23 protein-coding genes and 1 tRNA gene are annotated in these 18159 nt (G+C 62.3%); 8 read left to right on the plus strand and 16 right to left on the minus strand.

What is annotated here, in order from left to right; all coding sequences use genetic code 11:
* Positions 1 to 22 precede the first annotated feature (22 nt).
* The 3 genes from HCO70_RS09835 to HCO70_RS09845 all read right to left on the minus strand — a co-directional run bounded on the left by HCO70_RS09835 (position 23) and on the right by HCO70_RS09845 (position 3490).
* Positions 23 to 1501, minus strand: a complete 1479-nt coding sequence (locus HCO70_RS09835) for a carboxypeptidase M32 (RefSeq protein WP_172295406.1) — start codon at positions 1499 to 1501, stop codon at positions 23 to 25.
* A 3-nt stretch (positions 1502 to 1504) separates the two neighbouring features.
* A complete protein-coding gene (ctaA, locus tag HCO70_RS09840; protein ID WP_172295408.1) occupies positions 1505 to 2644 on the minus strand; it encodes a heme A synthase in 1140 nt (379 codons plus the stop codon).
* A gap of 87 nt (positions 2645 to 2731) precedes the next feature.
* Positions 2732 to 3490 carry an RNA methyltransferase gene (locus HCO70_RS09845; protein WP_172295410.1) on the minus strand — a complete coding sequence of 253 codons (759 nt, stop codon included), beginning with the start codon at positions 3488 to 3490 and terminating at the stop codon, positions 2732 to 2734.
* 69 nt (positions 3491 to 3559) lie between these two features.
* Between HCO70_RS09845 and HCO70_RS24825 the strand changes: the two genes are divergently transcribed.
* Genes HCO70_RS24825 through HCO70_RS09855 form a run of 3 tightly spaced genes read left to right on the plus strand, consistent with a single transcriptional unit; the run spans position 3560 to position 4553 of the window.
* A complete protein-coding gene (locus HCO70_RS24825) occupies positions 3560 to 3703 on the plus strand; it encodes a TfoX/Sxy family protein (protein WP_253913149.1) in 144 nt (47 codons plus the stop codon).
* Entirely contained in the window at positions 3700 to 3888 is a 189-nt protein-coding gene (locus HCO70_RS24830) for a hypothetical protein (protein ID WP_253913150.1), read from the plus strand. The genes HCO70_RS24825 and HCO70_RS24830 overlap by 4 nt, the downstream gene beginning before the upstream one ends.
* 44 nt (positions 3889 to 3932) lie before the next feature.
* The gene (locus HCO70_RS09855; RefSeq protein ID WP_172295412.1) at positions 3933 to 4553 is read left to right on the plus strand and encodes a thiamine phosphate synthase; all 621 of its coding nucleotides are present in this window, start codon (positions 3933 to 3935) and stop codon (positions 4551 to 4553) included.
* Here the strand turns inward: HCO70_RS09855 and HCO70_RS09860 are convergent.
* The 3 genes from HCO70_RS09860 to HCO70_RS09870 all read right to left on the minus strand — a co-directional run bounded on the left by HCO70_RS09860 (position 4539) and on the right by HCO70_RS09870 (position 6453).
* The gene (locus HCO70_RS09860) at positions 4539 to 5228 is read right to left on the minus strand and encodes a lysophospholipid acyltransferase family protein (protein ID WP_371742200.1); all 690 of its coding nucleotides are present in this window, start codon (positions 5226 to 5228) and stop codon (positions 4539 to 4541) included. The genes HCO70_RS09855 and HCO70_RS09860 overlap by 15 nt on opposite strands.
* A gap of 137 nt (positions 5229 to 5365) precedes the next feature.
* Entirely contained in the window at positions 5366 to 6169 is an 804-nt protein-coding gene (locus tag HCO70_RS09865; RefSeq protein ID WP_172295414.1) for a GNAT family N-acetyltransferase, read from the minus strand.
* 101 nt (positions 6170 to 6270) lie between these two features.
* On the minus strand, positions 6271 to 6453 hold the full coding sequence (locus tag HCO70_RS09870; protein ID WP_172295416.1) for a DUF3553 domain-containing protein: 183 nt from the start codon (positions 6451 to 6453) through the stop codon (positions 6271 to 6273).
* Positions 6454 to 6483: 30 nt separating this feature from the next.
* Between HCO70_RS09870 and HCO70_RS09875 the strand changes: the two genes are divergently transcribed.
* Positions 6484 to 7083 (plus strand): histidine phosphotransferase family protein, encoded by a 600-nt coding sequence (locus tag HCO70_RS09875; protein ID WP_172295418.1) that lies wholly within the window; start codon positions 6484 to 6486, stop codon positions 7081 to 7083.
* Positions 7084 to 7104: 21 nt separating this feature from the next.
* On the opposite strand, the gene HCO70_RS09880 is transcribed toward HCO70_RS09875, so the two are convergent.
* The 8 genes from HCO70_RS09880 to HCO70_RS09915 form a co-directional block, all read right to left on the minus strand.
* Entirely contained in the window at positions 7105 to 8367 is a 1263-nt protein-coding gene (locus tag HCO70_RS09880; protein WP_172295420.1) for a glutamate-5-semialdehyde dehydrogenase, read from the minus strand.
* Between the two features lie 16 nt (positions 8368 to 8383).
* A complete protein-coding gene (gene proB, locus HCO70_RS09885) occupies positions 8384 to 9487 on the minus strand; it encodes a glutamate 5-kinase (RefSeq protein WP_172295422.1) in 1104 nt (367 codons plus the stop codon).
* Positions 9475 to 10515 carry a GTPase ObgE gene (gene obgE / locus HCO70_RS09890; protein ID WP_172295424.1) on the minus strand — a complete coding sequence of 347 codons (1041 nt, stop codon included), beginning with the start codon at positions 10513 to 10515 and terminating at the stop codon, positions 9475 to 9477. Before obgE ends, proB begins: the two co-directional genes overlap by 13 nt.
* A 46-nt stretch (positions 10516 to 10561) precedes the next feature.
* On the minus strand, positions 10562 to 11095 hold the full coding sequence (locus HCO70_RS09895) for a GNAT family N-acetyltransferase (RefSeq protein ID WP_172295426.1): 534 nt from the start codon (positions 11093 to 11095) through the stop codon (positions 10562 to 10564).
* Positions 11092 to 11634, minus strand: a complete 543-nt coding sequence (locus HCO70_RS09900; RefSeq protein ID WP_172295428.1) for a GNAT family N-acetyltransferase — start codon at positions 11632 to 11634, stop codon at positions 11092 to 11094. Before HCO70_RS09900 ends, HCO70_RS09895 begins: the two co-directional genes overlap by 4 nt.
* Positions 11635 to 11747: 113 nt before the next feature.
* The gene (gene rpmA, locus HCO70_RS09905) at positions 11748 to 12017 is read right to left on the minus strand and encodes a 50S ribosomal protein L27 (RefSeq protein WP_172295430.1); all 270 of its coding nucleotides are present in this window, start codon (positions 12015 to 12017) and stop codon (positions 11748 to 11750) included.
* 12 nt (positions 12018 to 12029) lie between these two features.
* Positions 12030 to 12653, minus strand: coding sequence for a 50S ribosomal protein L21 (locus tag HCO70_RS09910; RefSeq protein ID WP_172295432.1), 624 nt, complete (start codon positions 12651 to 12653; stop codon positions 12030 to 12032).
* 196 nt (positions 12654 to 12849) lie between these two features.
* A complete protein-coding gene (locus HCO70_RS09915; protein ID WP_172295434.1) occupies positions 12850 to 13674 on the minus strand; it encodes a DUF2059 domain-containing protein in 825 nt (274 codons plus the stop codon).
* Positions 13675 to 13828: 154 nt separating this feature from the next.
* Here HCO70_RS09915 and HCO70_RS09920 point away from each other — a divergent pair.
* A tRNA-Ser gene (locus HCO70_RS09920) sits at positions 13829 to 13918 on the plus strand.
* Between the two features lie 846 nt (positions 13919 to 14764).
* Here the strand turns inward: HCO70_RS09920 and cobF are convergent.
* Positions 14765 to 15535, minus strand: coding sequence for a precorrin-6A synthase (deacetylating) (gene cobF, locus HCO70_RS09925; protein ID WP_172295436.1), 771 nt, complete (start codon positions 15533 to 15535; stop codon positions 14765 to 14767).
* 257 nt (positions 15536 to 15792) lie between these two features.
* Between cobF and HCO70_RS09930 the strand changes: the two genes are divergently transcribed.
* From HCO70_RS09930 to HCO70_RS09940, 3 genes are read left to right on the plus strand one after another with little or no spacing between them, the layout of a single operon-like run.
* Complete coding sequence (locus tag HCO70_RS09930) at positions 15793 to 16035, plus strand: hypothetical protein (RefSeq protein WP_172295438.1); 243 nt, start codon at positions 15793 to 15795, stop codon at positions 16033 to 16035.
* Entirely contained in the window at positions 16035 to 16259 is a 225-nt protein-coding gene (locus HCO70_RS09935; RefSeq protein ID WP_172295440.1) for a hypothetical protein, read from the plus strand. Before HCO70_RS09930 ends, HCO70_RS09935 begins: the two co-directional genes overlap by 1 nt.
* A gap of 55 nt (positions 16260 to 16314) precedes the next feature.
* Positions 16315 to 17400, plus strand: a complete 1086-nt coding sequence (locus HCO70_RS09940) for a GTP-binding protein (protein WP_216665317.1) — start codon at positions 16315 to 16317, stop codon at positions 17398 to 17400.
* On the opposite strand, the gene HCO70_RS09945 is transcribed toward HCO70_RS09940, so the two are convergent.
* Positions 17390 to 17881 (minus strand): hypothetical protein, encoded by a 492-nt coding sequence (locus HCO70_RS09945; RefSeq protein ID WP_216665318.1) that lies wholly within the window; start codon positions 17879 to 17881, stop codon positions 17390 to 17392. The two genes, HCO70_RS09940 and HCO70_RS09945, sit on opposite strands and share 11 nt — an antisense overlap.
* Positions 17882 to 18159: the final 278 nt, after the last annotated feature.

The following is an 18159-nucleotide window of genomic DNA, read 5'->3' on the forward strand; positions in this document are numbered from 1 at the left end:
CGAAGGTCAGGTATTCCACCAGTTACAGACGGTAGAGCGCCGCAAATTTCGCCTCCAGGTAGTCCAGAAGTGGCCCTTCACCCGGTTCACAGCCGCAAGCATGTGCAATAGTCGCACGCGGTTCACGCAGGCCACCATGCTGCTGCAGGTTCTGCCGCAGCCAGCCCGTTGCGGCAGTGGTGTCGCCAGCCTCCAGCTGCGCGTCGAGGTCGGGGATGTCCTGCATCAGCGCTTTCAGCAGGCAGCCCGCATAGACATTGCCCAGCGTGTAGGTCGGAAAATAGCCGAAAAGGCCCACAGACCAGTGCACATCCTGCAGGCACCCGCGGCTGGGGCGGTCGATCTTCACACCGAAATCCGCCTCAAACCGCTGGTTCCAGGCGTCGGGCAGATCCGCGGCCTCCAGCTTGCCGGAGACGAGCGCTCGTTCCAGATCAAAGCGCAGCAGAATGTGGAGGTTGTAATGTACCTCGTCCGCCTCAGTCCGGATGAAGCCGGGTGAGACCCGGTTGACGGTGCCATAGAACGCGTCCGCATCGCGGATGTTTAGGTCACCATAAAGCGCCTTCATCCGGTCATACAGATACGAGGTGAAACCGCGGGAACGGCCAAGCTGGTTCTCATAAATTCGGCTCTGGCTTTCGTGGACGCCGAGGGAGACTCCCTGCCCCAGCGGCGTCAGCGCATAGGCCGGGTCGATACCCTGTTCATAGCTGGCGTGGCCGACCTCGTGGATGGTGGAATAGATGCAGTTGAACGGCTCGCTTTCCACAGTGCGCGTGGTGATCCGCACATCGCTGCCAGAGCCCGAACTGAACGGGTGCACGGCCTTGTCGATGCGACCTCGGCTGAAATCGTAGCCAAATGCCTCCGCCATTTCGCGGGACAGATGCATCTGCACGGCTTCGTCGAAATGGCCGCTGATCGGGTCGGGCTGATGGTTCGCGCCCAGCACCGCCTCGCGCAGAGCGACAAGTCGCGGGCGCAGGGCGGAAAACAGGCGATCCAGCTCGGCACCCGTCATGCCTGGCTCGTAATCGTCGAGCAGCGCATCGTAGAGATCGCCGCCATTGGCAAGCGCTGCCGCTTCCTCCCGCTTCAGGTCGAGAACGCGGGAGAGCGTGGGGGCGAAGCCGTCGAAATCCTCGGAACGGCGTGCCTCGGCCCAGACGCCCTGCGAAACGGAGGTTACGCGGGCCAGTTCGCTGGCCAGGCGTGCCGGGATCTTCGAGGCACGGGTGTGGCTGCGGCGGATCAGGCGCAGCTTGGCGCGGTCGGCATCATCCAGCTTTTCTTCGTTGATGAGCGACAGCCAGTCGCCGACGCGCGGGTCGATCCGTCGGGCATGCAGGACGGATTCGATGGCAGCCATCTCCTCGCCGCGCTGCTCGGCAGCGCCGCGGGGCATCATCGTTTCCTGGTCCCAACCCAGCCGCCCAGCGATGGCTGCCAGCGCTTCTGTGTCACGCTGATAGGCCATCAGCTCTTCAAACGGGTTCATTCGCTATCCTCTGACCGATTGTGCGAGGGGGTATTGCGCCATGAAACGCGCGCGCAGGATCAGGCTCCACGCGACGACGGCGCCAAGCTGATGCATCAGAGCAAGCGCCACGGGGGCGGAATGCATGACGGTGACGATCCCGATCACTGCCTGGCCGAAGATCGCGACCGCCGCCCAGGAATAAGCGGTCTTTACCGAGCGCAGGGCGGAGCGGCGGGCGGCGAACCAGGAGAAAAGACCGAAAAGGAACAGGAGATAGGCGACCATGCGGTGGATGAACTGTACGGTGCCGTCATTCTCGAAGACGTTGCGCCATATTGGTTCAATCTCCCACATGCCGGGAGGTGTGATACTGCCCGCCATCATCGGCCAGTCGGTGTAGTTGCGCCCGGCGTCGATGCCGGCGACGAGCGCGCCCAGCAGGATCTGGATCAGCGCCAGTGCAATCAGCAGGTTGCCGAGCGTCATGAGGCCGGAATCCTTCGAGCGGCGCGCCTGCATAAGCTCCCGTTCAGGCCGGGCGAGGCGAAGTAGATACCAGGCGATCAGGCCGAGGATCGCGAAGGCGAGGCCGAGATGTAGGGCGAGACGGTAACTCGCCACGTCGGTCATCACGCCGGTCAGTCCGGACGAGACCATCCACCAGCCGATTGCACCCTGCAGCCCGCCGAGCACGCCGAGGCCAAGCAGGCGCAGCGGCCAACCGGGCGACAGCCGATTGGTCAGCCAGAAGAACAGGAAGCCCACGGCCCAGACAAGGCCGATGATGCGACCAAGCTGGCGGTGGCCCCATTCCCACCAGTAGATGCTTTGGAATTCGGACAGCGTCATTTCGCTGTTCTGAAGCTGGAATTCAGGGATCGCCTGGTATTTCTCAAATTCGGATTGCCACTTCGCCTCATCCATCGGCGGCAGCGCCCCGGTGACCGGGTTCCATTCCGTGATCGACAGGCCGGAATCGGTAAGTCGGGTCAGCCCGCCCACGGCAATCATCAGAACGACCAGCACAAAAAGCAGCATCAGCCATAGTCGGATCGCGCCGCGTGCGTCGCGACGGCCGCTGTCGATGGCGCCGGTCGCGGGGGTCTGGCGGGTTGAACTCTCCACGCCAACCTCTTCGAAAATCGACCGTTTCTGGCTCATGGGCTTCGCTTCCCTGCTGACGGCACTGGGGGTATAATGGGCACTTGGCTGCGCCCCGTGTGCCGGGACGTCGTGTACCGGCAGACCCTAGTCACGCAGCTCTCCGCCTTCAAGGTCATCAGGACGGCGAAGAAGCTGCCGCAGCATGCCGTGGAACATCTGCACATCGGCGCGCGTCAGTTCCAGACGCGACCACATGTTGCGCAGCGCGCGTTTCATGCCGGGCGCCTTGGTTTCCGGAAAGAAGAATCCCGCCGCATCCAGCCGCTGTTCGTAGTGGTCGCCGAGCTTTTCCACTTCGATCTGCGGTGCGGGTTCAGTGCCGGCGTAATCCATGCGCACGGGTTCCGCCGCCTCGGCCTGCCGGCGCCATTCATAGGCGGTCAGCAGTGCGCATTGCGCGAGGTTGAGCGAGGCGAATTCGGGGTTCACGGGAACCGAGATGATGGCGCTGGCGCGTGCGATATCGTCGTTTTCCAGCCCGGCGCGTTCGGGGCCGAAGAGGATGGCGACCTGTTCGCCGCTGGCGAGGCGCGCATTTGCGTCCTGCATCGCCGCCTCTGGGGTCAGGACCTGCTTGGTCAGGTCGCGCGGGCGGGCGGTGGTGGCATAGACGCGGGTGCAGTCGGCGACGGCTTCGGCCGTGGTGCCGTAGAGGCCGGCCCGGTCGAGGAGCCGCCCCGCCCCGCTGGCCATCGCCGTAGCCTTCGGGTTCGGCCAGCCGTCGCGGGGCGCAACAAGGCGCATGCGGTCCAGCCCGAAGTTGAGCATCGCGCGCGCGGCCGCGCCGATGTTCTCTCCCATTTGCGGGCGGACGAGGACGAAGATCGGCTGGCGGTCGGTCATGCGGGCTTTCTTCCGGAACGGTGCGCCGGGTGATAGTCTGATGACCACGGATGGGCAAGGAGGGCGGCCATGGCCTATGACGAAGGGCTGGCGAAGCTGATGCGGGGCGATCTGGCGGAGCCACCGGGCGTGACCGAGAAAAAGATGTTCGGCGGTCTGTGCTTTCTGCTGAACGGCCATTGGTTTGCGGCGCCCACAAAGGCGGCGGCATGATCCGCGTCGGCAAGAAGAACGAGGCCGCGGCGCTGGCGGTTGAGGGCGCCGGGCCGATGACGTTCACAGGGCGGCCAATGAGCGGCATGGTGGATGTCAGCGACGAGGCACTGGCGGATGATGCGCGGCGCGGCGAATGGCTGCGGCTGTCGCTGGGCTTCGTGGGTGCGTTGCCGCCGAAGTAGCCAAACGCTATAGGGCGCGCACCGAGACACGAAGGAGCCCGACAATGGCCGATGCCGAGCAGCCGCAGATTTACCTGATCACCCCCGCCGAGGTGGAATTGTCGTCCTTTCCCGACCGTTTGGCCACCGTGCTGGACGCGGCGCCAGTGGCGTGCCTGCGGCTGGCGCTGACCTCGACCGACGAGGACAGGCTGATGCGGGCGGGCGATGCGCTGCGCGAGGTGACGCATGCACGGGACGTGCCGCTGGTGATCGACCGGCACTGGCAGCTTGCGGAACGGCTGGGGCTGGACGGGGTACACCTGCTGGACGGAGCACGGAACGTGCGCGCGGCGCGCAAGGCGCTGGGACAGGACGCCATCGTCGGTGCCTTCAGCGGCACCTCGCGGCATGACGGCATGAACGCGGGCGAGGCCGGCGCGGATTACGTGGCCTTCGGGCCTTGCGCGGCGACGGCGCTTGGTGACGGGTCCTTTGCCGATGCAGAGCTGTTCGGCTGGTGGTCGCAGATGATCGAGGTGCCGGTAGTGGCCGAGGGCGGACTGACGGCTGAACTGGTGGCGTCGCTGGCGCCAGTCACGGACTTCTTCGCCATCGGGCCGGAGATCTGGAAGGCGGAAGACCCGGCAGAGGCACTGAAGACGCTGGCCTCAGCGATCCTCTAGGGCGGTTTCCATCCCCTGCCGGACGGCGCCGCCGCTGGCTGCGGCGAGCGCCTTGCGGTCGGCGAAATCCGCAACCTTGACGGGTGGGTGCAGGATTACCCTGACCTCTCCCTGCAAGCGCTGCGCCAGCAGCTTCAAGGCATGCACGCCGAAATCCATGTCGCCCCACCAGCCATAGAAGCGGCCATCCTCGCCCTCTGGTGCACGGTAGAGGATGGTGGCGGGCTGCACGGACAGCGCGGGTAGGTCCGGCATGAAGAGAGCCGCGAAGAGCGTTGATTTGAATGGCAGAACCCGTATGCCATCGGTGGAGGTCCCTTCCGGAAAGAAGGCCAGCCGGTGCCCGGCCCGCAGGTAGCATTCGAGGAGATCGCGGTGTTGCCCCGCGTGGCGCGCGTCGCGGGTGATGAAGATCGTTCCGGCGATCCGTGCGAGGAATCCGATACCCGGCCAGCGCGCGACTTCGGCCTTGGAAACGAAGGTCACCGGCGTCACCGCGTTCAGCACGAGTATGTCGAGCCAGGATGCGTGGTTGGTGACGATCACTCCGGGGCCGACAAGGCGCGGTCCCTCGGCCCGATGGCGCAGTCCGAGCGTCAGGAAGACGAGGCGCGAGAAGATGTGAACGATCCACGGGCTCCAGGGCCTGGAAAGGCCGTGAACGGCCCACTCCACCAAGCGCAATGGGAGAAAAATTACCAGCCCGGTTAGCATGATACAGGCTATAATTAAAGTTCGGATAACGACACGCAGCCAGCCGGCGAAGCGGATCGGTTTCGCGGCCGGTTCTTCGTCGGAACGCCAGGTGACGTTCACCTTGCGCGTCCGCCGGTATAGAGGCTGCGGTGCTTGTCGCTCATCCGCGTGGTGTCCATGACGAGGCAGATATCGGTGGTGTTGAAGGCGTGGTCGATCCAGGCGCCCTCTCCCACGAAGCCGCCGAGGCGCAGGTAAGCCTTTATCAAAGCCGGGACCGCGCGCATGGCGGCGACGCGGTCGATTTCGTGCTCCGGCAGCAGATTCATGTCCTGATAGTGATCGGCGCGGGCGCGAACGCGCAGTTCCGGCGATGCGAGGTGGCGGTGATGCAGCAGCGACAGCGGCGCGGCGAGCGACCGTGTATCGGTACCGTGGAACGAAGCCACGCCGAACAGCACTTCGATCCCGTGTTTCAACACGTAGTCGGCCAGACCGCTCCACAACTCGTACATCGCCGTGCCGCCGCGATAGTCACGGTGCAGGCAGGAGCGGCCGAGTTCGAGCAGGCGGCGGCCGGAAAACAGGAGCGGGGTAAGGTCGTATTCGGTTTCCGAATAGTACCGGCCAAGCTGTGCGGCCTGGTCGTAGCGCAGCAAACGGTAGACGCCAACCACCTGCTCGCCCTTCCGGGCGCGGTCGAACAGCATAAGGTGGTCGAAATGCGGGTCAAGCTCGTCGCGTTCCAGCCCCGCGGCATGGTCGACAAGCGGCCCCGACCCGCCCAGTTCCTTAACGAAAACCTCATAGCGTAGCCGCTGCGCCGCGCGCAGATCGTCCGGACCGGCGGCAAGCCGGACCTCGAATTCCGGCGCGAGGACGGGCTTTTCCGCCGTCTGGCTAGGGGTGTCGGCCTTCATCGCGCGGCTTTTACAGGCTGCATGGCGGGCTTGGCAATATTGCTCTGTCCGCGGCGAGTCATTAGGCGACTATTAACCTTTCTGGTAGAGTCAATGAAACGTTACTGATCGAATACGGGAAGGAGCTCGATCCGTTTGCCGTCAATCACCACCTTACCCTGGTGCTCGAAATTGACCGTGATCCGGCCACCGATGTTCGACTGCACCTGGCCCAGCCCCCAATCCGGCTGGTGCGGGTGGCGTACCATCATTCCGGGCTCGAGCAAACTGTTGAGGTCATTCATCTTTCCCTTTCCGGCCAAGGAGGCCGTGCCATGACCCTGCCGTCATCCGACATTGCCGCCCTGCTCGGCTCGCGCATCTGCCACGACCTGATTTCGCCGATCGGGGCAATCTCGAACGGGGTCGAGCTTTTGGCGATGTCGGGCGCCGGTTCGATGCCCGAGATCGAATTGATCGCACAAAGCGTCGAGCACGCCAATGCCCGGATCGGGTTTTTCCGCATCGCGTTCGGCGCGGCGTCGGAAGAGCAGACTCTGGGAGAGCCGGAGGTTCGGCAGGTTTTGGCGGATCTGTCGCGCGGCAAGCGGATCGAGATTGTGTGGAACGCCAACGGCAATGCGCCGCGGCCGGAGGTGAAGCTGGCCTTCCTGGTGTTGAATTGCCTGGAAAGCGCGATGCCGCGTGGCGGGCGGGTCGACGTCACGCGGGATGGCGGGCAATGGTACTTGCAGGCAACGGCGGAGCGCCTGAGAATCGAGGGGCCGCTGTGGGAAGCGCTGGCGCGGCCCGGAACCGCCCTTGGCGTCAGCGCGGCCGAGGTGCAGTTCCTGCTGGCGCCGTCTGTGGCGCGCGATCTGGACCGCAGCCTAACGGTAGAGCTGAGCGAGACCAGCGCAACGGTCTGGTTTTAAAGCCGTACGTGCGGCGGGCGGTCAGGCCCGCGTCGCGCCGTCGCCCGTAACCAGATACTTGAAGCTGGTCAGCTGCTCGGCTCCCACCGGGCCACGGGCATGCATCTTGCCAGTGGCGATGCCAATTTCCGCTCCCATGCCGAATTCGCCGCCATCGGCGAACTGGGTAGAGGCGTTACGCATCAGGATCGCCGAGTCGAGCCGGTCGAAGAAACGCTGCGCGGCTACGTCATCCTCGGTGATAACCGCCTCGGTATGGCTGGAGCCATAGCGGCGAATGTGATACATTGCTTCGTCAATGTTCCCAACAACTTTCGCGGCGATCTTCATGTCGAGGTATTCACGGCCCCAGTCGTCTTCTGTCGCCGGAACCGTGCCGTCGATGTCGAACCCGGGGCCGGCATGGACCTCTACCCCCGCTTCGATCAGGCTCCGGATCAGGTCGACGCCCAGAGTGTCCGCGACGTCCTGATGGACCAGCAGGCATTCGGCGGCCCCGCAGATGCCGGTGCGGCGGGTCTTGGCGTTCAGAACGACGCGCATCGCCTTTTCGGGATCGGCGGCCTTGTCGATGTAGATATGCACGATGCCTTCGAGATGGGCGAAGACCGGCACCCGCGCCTCTTGCTGAACGAGCCCCACGAGGCCCTTGCCGCCGCGGGGAACGATTACATCGATGTAGTCGGTCATGGTCAGCATTTCGCTGACAGCGGCGCGGTCGCGGGTGGGCACGCGCTGAATTGCCTCCTCGGGCAGGCCGGCGGCGTGCAGCCCCTCGACAAGGCAGGCGTGGATCGCGCCGGAGGAATGGAAGCTTTCGGACCCGCCCCGCAGGATCACGGCATTGCCGGCCTTCAGGCACAGTGCGCCGGCATCGGCGGTTACGTTGGGACGGGATTCGTAGATCACACCAACGACACCAAGAGGGGTGCGCACACGCTTAATATGCAGGCCGTTGGGGCGGTCCCATTCGGCGATAACGGCGCCGACGGGATCGTCCTGGGCGGCAACGTTGCGGAGGCCGTCGACGATGGACCGGATGCGGGACTCGTCCAGCATCAGGCGGTCGAGCATGGCGGCGGTCAGGCCCTTTTCACGGCCGAACTCCATGTCCTTGTCGTTGGCCTCGACGATCTCGGCGCGGCGCGTCCAGACGGCATCGGCGGCGGCGTTCAGCGCCTTGGTCTTGGTCTCGGCCGGGGCGAAGGCGAGATCCGCGGCGGCGGCCCGGGCGCGCTGGCCCAGGTCGGTCATCACTGCGTGGATATCGTCGAGATCCTTCATCCTCGCCTCCTGCCGCTTACATCGCCATGTCGTCGCGGTGAACTAGCGCCGCGCGGCCGGGATAGCCCAGCACGGCCTCTATGTCACCGGATTGCCGCCCCGCGATCAGGGTGGCCTCTTCCGAAGTATAGCGCGTGAGCCCCTTCGCTAACACGCCTTTCGGTCCCGCTATCTCTACCGGTTCGCCACGGCCGAACTCACCAGTCACCGCGGTCACACCGGCGGGCAGCAGGGATTTCCCCTGCCCCAGCGCCCGCGCCGCCCCGGCATCCACCAAGATCCGGCCGCGCGGCTTCATCGCGGCGATCCAGCGCTTGCGCGCGGCCTGCGGGTCGCCCTCGGCAAGGAACCACGTGGAAGGCGCGCCATCTGCCAGCGCCTTGAGCGGGCGCAGGACGGAGCCTTCGGTGATCGCCATGGCGCAGCCGGCATGGGTGGCAGTGCGCGCGGCGAGGAGTTTCGTCTTCATGCCGCCTTTCGACAGACCCGATCCGACATCACCCGCCATCGCCTCGATCTCGGGCGTAATGTGCTCGACCACGTCAAAGCGTTTGGCTGTGGGGTCTTCCTTGGGGTTGCCGGAATAGAAGCCGTCGACATCGGAGAGCAGCACCAGCGTGTCGGCGCCCACGGTCACGGCGATCTGCGCGGCAAGGCGGTCGTTGTCGCCATAGCGGATTTCATCCGTGGCGACGGTATCGTTTTCGTTCACGATCGGAACGGTGCCGAGGCGCAGCAGCTGTTCCAGCGTGGCGCGGGAATTGAGGTAGCGGCGGCGGTCGCCGCTGTCTTCGAGCGTCAGCAGCACCTGCGCGGCGACGAGGCCGTGGGGTGCCAGCACTTCCTCGTAGGCGCGGGCAAGACGGATGGAGCCGACGGCGGCGGCGGCCTGCGACTGTTCCAGAGCGAGGGTGCCCGCAGGAAGGTTCAGGGCGCTGCGGCCAAGGGCGATGGAGCCGGAAGAGACGAGAATGACATCGACGCCGCGTGCCTTTAATTCGGCCACGTCGAGCGCCAGCGCAACCAGCCAGTCATGGCGCAATGCGCCAGTTTGACGGTCGACCAGCAGGGCCGAGCCGATCTTGACGACCAGGCGCTTCGCCGCGGTCAGGGACGCCAAGGCGCGTCTTCCTCTTCGTCGGTGGCACGGTAGCGCAGACGGTCGTCGTCGATTTCCGCCTTGACCGCGCGCAGCACGTCCTGCAGTCCTTCTCCGCTGACACCGGAGATCATATAGACCTTGCCGCCGCACGCTTTCTCCAGCTCCTCGCGCTGCATGTCACGCAATTCGTCGTCCAGCGCGTCGATCTTGTTGAGCGCCGTAATGCGGGGTTTGTCGGCAAGGCCTTCGCCATAGGCCTCGATCTCGTCGATGATGGTCTGATAATCCTCTGCCACCTCGTTGGCGGTGCCGTCGACGAGGTGCAAAAGGACCGCGCAGCGCTCGATATGACCGAGGAAGAGGTCGCCGATTCCCCTGCCCTCATGTGCACCCTCGATCAGGCCGGGTATGTCGGCCACGACAAATTCGGCGTTGTCCACGCCGACAACGCCGAGATTGGGCACCAGCGTGGTGAAGGGATAGTCGGCGATCTTGGGCCGGGCGTTTGAGGTGGCGGCGAGGAAAGTGGACTTTCCTGCATTGGGTAGGCCCAAAAGACCCGCATCCGCGATCAGCTTCAGCCGCAGCCAAAGCGTGCGTTCCACCCCGGGCTGGCCCGGATTGGCGTGGCGCGGCGCGCGGTTGGTCGAGGTCGTGAAATGCAAGTTGCCGAAGCCACCGTTGCCACCTTTTGCCAGCAGCACGCGCTGGCCGACCTCTGTCAGGTCGGCGAGGACCGTTTCCTCGTCCTCGTCCAGGATTTCAGTTCCAACGGGGACCCGCAGCACGATGTCGTCGCCGTCCTTGCCCGTGCGTTGACGGCCCATGCCGCCCTGCCCGCTCTTGGCGAAGAAATGCTGTTGATAGCGGAAGTCGATCAGAGTGTTCAGCCCGTCCACCGCCTCTGCCCAGACATCGCCGCCGCGACCGCCGTCGCCACCGTCCGGTCCACCGTATTCGATGAACTTCTCGCGCCGGAACGAGACCGCCCCGTTACCGCCCGCGCCAGAGCGGATGTAGACCTTGGTCAGATCGAGAAACTTCATCGTGAAATGCGCCTTTCGCGCTAGCGTTCCGAGCCCTGCGGATACGTTATTGCGCCGCCTGCCTCAAGCTCCGCCAGCGTTGGGCGGTCAGTTCCGCCGGCATCACCGGCACTTCGCCGCCGCGGAAATGGCATTGCCGCAGTTCCGGTTCCAGTTCGACGAAGCCGAGCTTGGCCAGGACCCGGCCGGAGGTCGGGTGGTCGGGCATGTAGCCGGAGTGGGCAGTGGTTTCCGTCTGCGCGAAGTGATCCGCCAGAACGGCACCGGCTGCTTCCGTCATGTAGCCCCTGCCCCAGGCACCCGGCTTCAGCCAGTAGCCAAGCACCGGCGCAACCTCACCCGTCCGCAGGGTGACAACACCAAGCGGTTCCTCTTCGTCGCCCTCGATCACCAGAGAAGTGGGCTTTTCTGCCTCACGCGCCAGCCACTCCTCGGCGTGGTGCTGCTGGAACGGGTGCGGTGGCGAGGTCAGGTTCTTCTGCACCTCGGGAAGCGAGATGCTACGGGCGATCCATCCGGCGTCCGCCGCCTCCGGCCGCCGCAGCCGAAGCCGGGCCGTGGCCAGAGGCGCGCGGCTCATCGGTCCAGCTTCCGCAGGTAGGTCCAGGTCGGAGCCTTGGCGTTGCGCGCGACAGAGAACGCCTCGGCATCGCCGATGTATTGGAACCCGGCATGGGTCAGCACCTTGGCCGAGGCCGGATTGTCCTGGAAGACAGAGGCGAAGAAGGTCCGTGCGTCATGCGGGTTGGCCTCCAGCAACGCCTCGACCGCTTCGGACGCGATTCCGGTGTTCCAGAAGGCCGGCGCGACCCAGTATCCGATCTCGGACTGGCCTCCGCCCATGCGTTCCAGACTGATCACGCCCAGAAGTTCGCTGAGCCCATCCTGCGCGCCGTCCAGCGCCCAGACATCCTCATCCCGGTCGTCTGCCAGGGCGCGGGCGATGAACGCCTCTGTCGCCCCGGGCGGCAGAGGGTGCGGGATAGATGTGGTGTTGCGCGCGACACGCTCGTCACCGGCATACATATTCAGTAGCCCGGCATCGGAACGCCGCAGCGGCCGCAGCAAGAACCGCGCGGCTTCGATAACGGGCTGGTCGATCACTTTCTCCAGTTTCATCTGCTCCTCCCAGAGCAATGGATCGGACTTAACGCTCTTTCCCCTCCAAAACGCTTAAGGGGGACCGGCGCTTTCGCCGATCCCCCTTGAAAGTCTTTACCTGAGGTGTCGGCTTACTCTGCGGCCTCCGTTGCCGGGAGTACCGAAATAAAGGTGCGGCCCTTGAGACCCTTGTGGAAGGTCACGCGGCCCTCGGCGGTTGCAAAGATGGTGTGATCCCTGCCCATGCCGACGCCTTCGCCCGGCCACCACTTGGTGCCGCGCTGGCGCGCGATGATATTGCCCGGAATCGCTTCCTGACCGCCGAACAGCTTGATGCCAAGGCGACGGCCTGCGGAGTCGCGGCCGTTACGGCTGGAACCACCTGCTTTTTTGTGTGCCATCGATCTTGCTCCTTACTTTCCGGCCAGTTCTTTGGCCTGTTCGACCCACTCGGGCTTCACCTTGGTGCCTTCGAAGGTCTCCGGGTCCACCTCGGCCAGTTGAGCATAGGTGGTGATGCCAGCCTCATTCAGCTTCTTAACGGCGGCGGGACCGACGCCGGTGATAGCGCTCAGGTCGTCGCCCTGGGCCGGAGCGGCTTCGGCGGCGGGTTTCTCGGCTTTCGCCGGCTTTTCGGCCTTCGTCTCCGCTTTTTGCGGCGCGGCGGCGGCAACGGCGGCGCCCGAGACGGAGCCGGCACCGATGGCGGCCTTGACACCGGACTTTTCGGCGCCTTTCTCCAGGATCTCGGTGACGCGCAACAGGGTCAACTGCTGGCGGTGGCCCTTGGTGCGCTGCGACGAGTGCTTCCGGCGGCGCTTGACGAAGTGGATGACCTTGTCACCCTTGATCTGGTCAATGACCTCGGCCTGTACCCCGGCGCCTTCCACCAGCGGAGCGCCGATGGTGTCGCCTACCATCAGGATCTCGTTGAACTGAACGGTTTCACCCGCATCGGCGGCCAGCTTTTCGACCCGCAGGACATCGCCCGAGGTCACCTTGTACTGCTTGCCACCGGTCTTGAGGACCGCAAACATCTTTTGTCTTCCTTTTCGTTCCGCGTCCTGTGGCCCCCCGGGTTCCGGGGCGTTTAGGGCACGACTGGCCCGCCGTCAAACTGCGCATTGAGTCATATGGGCGGGACTCAGCCCGCCGCAAGAGCCGCGCTTATGCGCAAGATGGGCCGTTTCGTCAAGCCCTCGCCTCCGATTCCCGCGATGGATTCGAACGTGCCTAGAGTTCCTGGCTGGCCATGAAATCCGCCGCCGCGCTGCCCAACGCGAGGCTGACGGCCACGAACATATCGTCAAAGGCGTTGAACACCGCCTGGTTCAAAGCCTCGCCCGGCTTGGTCCGCGAAAACGCGATATAGTTGCGCAGTTCCTCGTCGCTCAGCGGGTCGTAGGCCATTGCGAGGTAGGAATAGAGCCAATCCTCGGTTTCGACACGGATCGCATCCTCCTGGCTCCAAACATCGGCCAGCATCTCTTCCTCGGAAAAGGTCTGTTCGAAGGCGCCGCCTTCGGACAGTCCCTGGTAGAAGGCGAAGTTCGAATTCAGCGCACCCACGACATTGTTCTCAATCAGCGCGTTCACTTCGCTAAATTCTTCGATCAGATCCAGCCGCGGGTCGCTGTCATAGCGCATGTCGGCAAGGTTAGCGCGGCTTTCGGTTTCGATATCCGGGTCGAGCAGAGCCCGGCGTGCGCCGATCTCGAGGCCGATGATGCGCTGACCCAGTTCGGAATCGAAGAAGGTCACCATTGCTTCTATGTTCGTGCCATCGAGATCCTCTGCCAGGCTTCGGCGGACTACCTCTTCCAGCAAGGCCTGATCGTATATTCCGTCAACGACACGTGCCCAGGCATTTCCTCCCGGCTCGCCGAACACCTCGAGCGCCAGTTCCTTGCCGTAGTCGAGCCCCTCGTCACGCATGATGGCGATAACCTCTGGCATCTTCAGGGCCCGATAAACGGGATCGATCCGCGCGGTCGCTTGTGCGTGCGCCGCAAGCGGCATGAATCCAAGGACGACGGTTATCAGAAGGGCGCGAAGCATGTCAGGGATCCTTTGGTTGATTGTCAAAGCTAATACCCCGCCCCAACCATTCCAAGACCGCAAATCCACCCGATTTCTGAGCCGGCGGAAACATCCTGTTTTCTGGTTGCACGGTCGGCGCACTTGCCCTACATGAGCCGCCCAGACCCTTCGCGGAGAGGTGCCGGAGTGGTCGAACGGGGCGGTCTCGAAAACCGTTGAGCCTTCACGGGCTCCCAGGGTTCGAATCCCTGTCTCTCCGCCACTTAATCATGTAGCAAATTTTGCTTTCATGATAATTTTCGCCACCAATCGATCGATCACCAATTAGCCCACACACTAAACCCGTGGTTGATGTCAGCTTACGGTTTCAATGGGGTTCCAACTCCATTTGAAGTTCTAAATTCGAGGAAGTGTTCAGACGCCTCGGTTTGGACTGCTGCGCCAAGCCCACTTTGCAGCAAGCAATTACACGATTGGCACCGACTTCTACCTTCGTGAACCTGACAACTGATGGCAGCTCATCTTGGCATATCTGTCTCATACCGATATTTGCGACAGGCATCGCGAAAGGCAACCGCATGAACATCGCAACCGGGTTTTGGCTGATCCCTGGGAGGAGGTTTAGGTGTGATCCGCGTTTGCAGTAATCAGGGCCGCCGAAGTGTCCGCTGCATTTCACCCGGTGTTTCAGGGCCTCGCCTCGACAGGAATAAATCTTTCCACACTCCAACCGTGCAAAACGAAAACAGAGCCTGACAACGTGTGCCGCTGGATCAGCGTATCAATGCCGCAGACATCGGAACGGCGTGCAAACTCTGCGAACGCCGCGACTGACGCCAGAACGCTTTTCTGATGAGTGGCTGCCCACTTGTAGCCAATGTCACCACACGCACCTTAGTTCCATATCCTGCATCGGGCTGTGACTAAACATGACCGCTCTGATGGAACCGGATCCTGGGAGGTCGATACCGGCTCGACCTAGGTGCCACCAGCGTAGGCAATGTAAGCGATGACAGTCACTTTCGCATTTGCGGTTGAAAAGGTGCCTGGGGCGTCCCTCATCGGGCAAAGCCGCGGCTGCCCCCCCGAACTGTAAGCGCGACCCGGACTACGTGTCGCCATCCCGGCAGTTTCCGGAAAGCATGTATGTATCCATGATCCAGCCGTGTTCATCCTTTGAAACGGCACGGAGCCTGTCGATCTGGTCACATACCTCGCGCAATTTACCGGCAACGAGGATCTCGTCCTCGGTCCCGACATAGGCGCCCCAGTGTATATCGACATCTCCATCAAGTTCGCGGAAGGCTCCAAGCGAGTCCAGCATAACAACGATATTACCCCCACCGTCGGGATAGCCTTTCGCCAGCTGGCGCCCCGTCATGATCGTCAGCGACTCGCCGATCCGGTTCAGCGCGACCCTGTGGCATGCCGCCAGGGCCTGAACGCTGCTGATACCGGGAATGACATCCACCTCCAGATCGAATCCGCCGCCGAACTCGATGCGATCCAGAATGCTCAGTGTGCCATCATAAAGTGTGGGATCACCCCAGACGAGGAACGCACCAACCTCGTCCTCGTTAAGGTGCTCGGCCAATAGGTTCTCGTAAATCTTCTGAACCTCTCCACGCCAGGCCTCGACATCAGCCTTGTATGCGCCAGCTTTTGATCGCTCCGGGACATCGAAATCAACGAAACGATAGTTGCTTCCTTCGATGTAACGCTCGCAGATTTCGTAGCGCAGACGAAGAAGAGCCGCTTTTTCAGCGCCCTTGTTGGGAATGAAGAAAACCGAAACGCGGTTCATCGCATTGATGGCCTGAACAGTCACGTATTCGGGGTTGCCCGCACCAATGCCGATAACCTTCACGCTACGCTTCATCGTTTCGAGACCTCTGCTAATTGCGACTCGGGACGCGCACTAGGAATGCAAACGCGCTGCCCGACAATACCGGAGACGAAACCTATCGGGACCAAAATGTTGTTCCACGACATTGCTGCAACCTACAAGAAGGCCGTGCAAGCCTTCTGCGACGTGGGCTATCGTTACCTGCGGCTTGATGACATCTTCTTTGACTATCTGGAAGACGCGGACCAGCGAGAAGAGCGCAGAGCATTGAGGCAGGGACCGGAAGGCTGGTGCATAAATATGCCTGGATGCCGAAAGAGGCGATCAAGGACCGCCCCGACGATATGGTGATCGGTATGCATGTATATCGAGGCAGCTTCCGGTCGTCTCATTTTGCCGAGGGCGGGTATCACATTGCGGCAAATGCAATCTTCAATATGACCTCGGTCGATGACTACCTGATGGAATATGACACCGAACGCGTGGATGGGCTCCAACCGCTTGCAAGGCTTCCAAATGGGGAAAATTGGTAATGCCTGGTTTTATCACGACGAAAACCGGAAAGCTGGAGACTCGGAACAGGCTGAAGTCCAAGAATGATGATGCATCGAAATACGTCGATCCAGATCAGTTGGATGTTGCGCTGCAATGTGGGTTTGCTTCAACTGAGCGCAGTAACGAGATTACGGAAGATGATGAAAAGCTGATGCTTGAGTTCATGTTTAAAACAGCGGAGGCGATCTGGGGTGAGAGTTGACGCAATCCGGTTATGATGATGCACCGTCCGGTGAAACTTCAGTTAGGAAACTGTCGTGATCGTCTCTAGGGATCAGATCCCTGTCTTTCTGCTGACCGGGTTTTTGGGCGCCGGGAAGACGACGCTGTTGAACCGCATTCTCAAGGATCCGGTGTTTCACGATACCGCGATCATCATCAATGAGTTCGGTCTCGTCCCTGTCGATCATGACCTGGTTCGCGAAGGGCGAGAGCGGCCGGTCGTTACCACTACCGGCTGCATCTGCTGTACTGTTGGCAGCGATCTTCGCTCATCGCTCGAAGAGCTGCTTGTTGGCCGCCAGAACGGGCAACTGCCACCTTTTTCTCGCGTCATTGTCGAAACGACGGGCCTCGCAGATCCGGCGCCAATCATCAACAGCCTGATTCCCGGCGGGACCAGAGCAATGTCGCTTGGCGATCACATGGTTGCGCGCGCCTTTCGACTGTCCGGCGTAATTACCGTTGTGAATGTAGAGAGCATATCGGCCGCGCTCGACGCACATCCCGAGAGCCTGCGCCAGATCGCGTTTTCAGATCATGCCGTATTGACCAGAACAGGAGAAATGCCCGCAGGCGACTGGCCAGAACGCCTGCGGGCAATGAACGGCAACCTGACAGTGCATGACGAGTCAGCGATGGATTTCGACCCTGCCGCACTTCTTGTACCAGGCAGCTATTCAGCCTTTGGAAAAGGCGAAAACGTGGATAGGTGGCTGGCGGATGAGACCGACCAACACGGTCACGGCAGACATTTCCATAACCTCAACCGTCATGGAAAGGTCCTGGCTGTTCCACTAACGAGCGACTCGCCGCTACCGGCCGACAGGTTGCATCAGTTTCTCATCAGTCTGACCACCTCGTCGGAGAATGGCCTGCTCCGGATCAAGGGCCTATTGGCATTACAAGATCATCCCGGGTCGCCAGCGGTGGTCCATGCCGTACAGCATCGTCTCTATCCGATCTACCGCCTTGAAAAATGGCCCGCGGGTTCGATTGAAAATCGGTTGGTGGTGATTGGGACAAATCTGGACGAGTCGGAGTTGCGCCGGCAGTACGCCCAGCTTTGCGATACGCCAAAGGCTTCTCTGGTCACCGGCTTTCAGGCATTTCTCAGGAACTGACGCGGAGCATAAGTCCCGGGGACAATTCCGCCGCAGTGTGTTCACTCATAGGACGATCTTTCGTTAGCCTCGCTGCGCAGCGACGGATTGCATCCAGCCCGTTGGTCAATGCGGCCGGATCGGGCTGCAAGATGAGGGGCGACTTGATTTCGATAATGCGACTGCTACTGACCGCTGGAATCATTTCCCAGCCTGGCCGGTCCTCGAGATAAACGATTGGTCGTTTCCGGCCTTCTGTAGCCGCCGCCAGTTCCGTCAATGGGCGCTGGTAACCGGCGATCAGGTTCGAGGTAGCCACTTCACATCCGGTCAACGCCCCAAGCATGCGGATCATCGCGAAGATCCCTGCGATGCCACGCGAATTGGCGCCAATACCCGTGACGCCCTGGCGCAACAGATGTGCCGTGCCGTCGGCCTGAAGGTCGGAGAATGTGAGTGCCAGGTCCGGTTCGAGCACCATGATCCTCGGAATTTCGGCCAAGGTGAAAGCGGAGAACCGGGGGGGGCTCATGACGCGCACGCCTTGGCCGCACCGTATAACCCTATATGCCGACGATCCGGTACTCATGTCCAAGTAGATCGAGTGTCTCTACGGTTTCTTCCGTGAGGTGGACGATGCGATCAGGCGGGAAACAACCCATAGGCGGATACCTTCGCTGGCTGTTTTTCGATTTTACTTGATCATCTTCGGATGACATATGGCCGAGCTTTCCGCGTCTTATGTTCGCAGCCACAGGATGAGCGCAACAAGGTCGTTTA

Origin of the sequence: Pseudoruegeria sp. HB172150 (genome assembly GCF_013184805.1) — a bacterium.
Taxonomy (GTDB): Bacteria; Pseudomonadota; Alphaproteobacteria; order Rhodobacterales; family Rhodobacteraceae; genus Psychromarinibacter.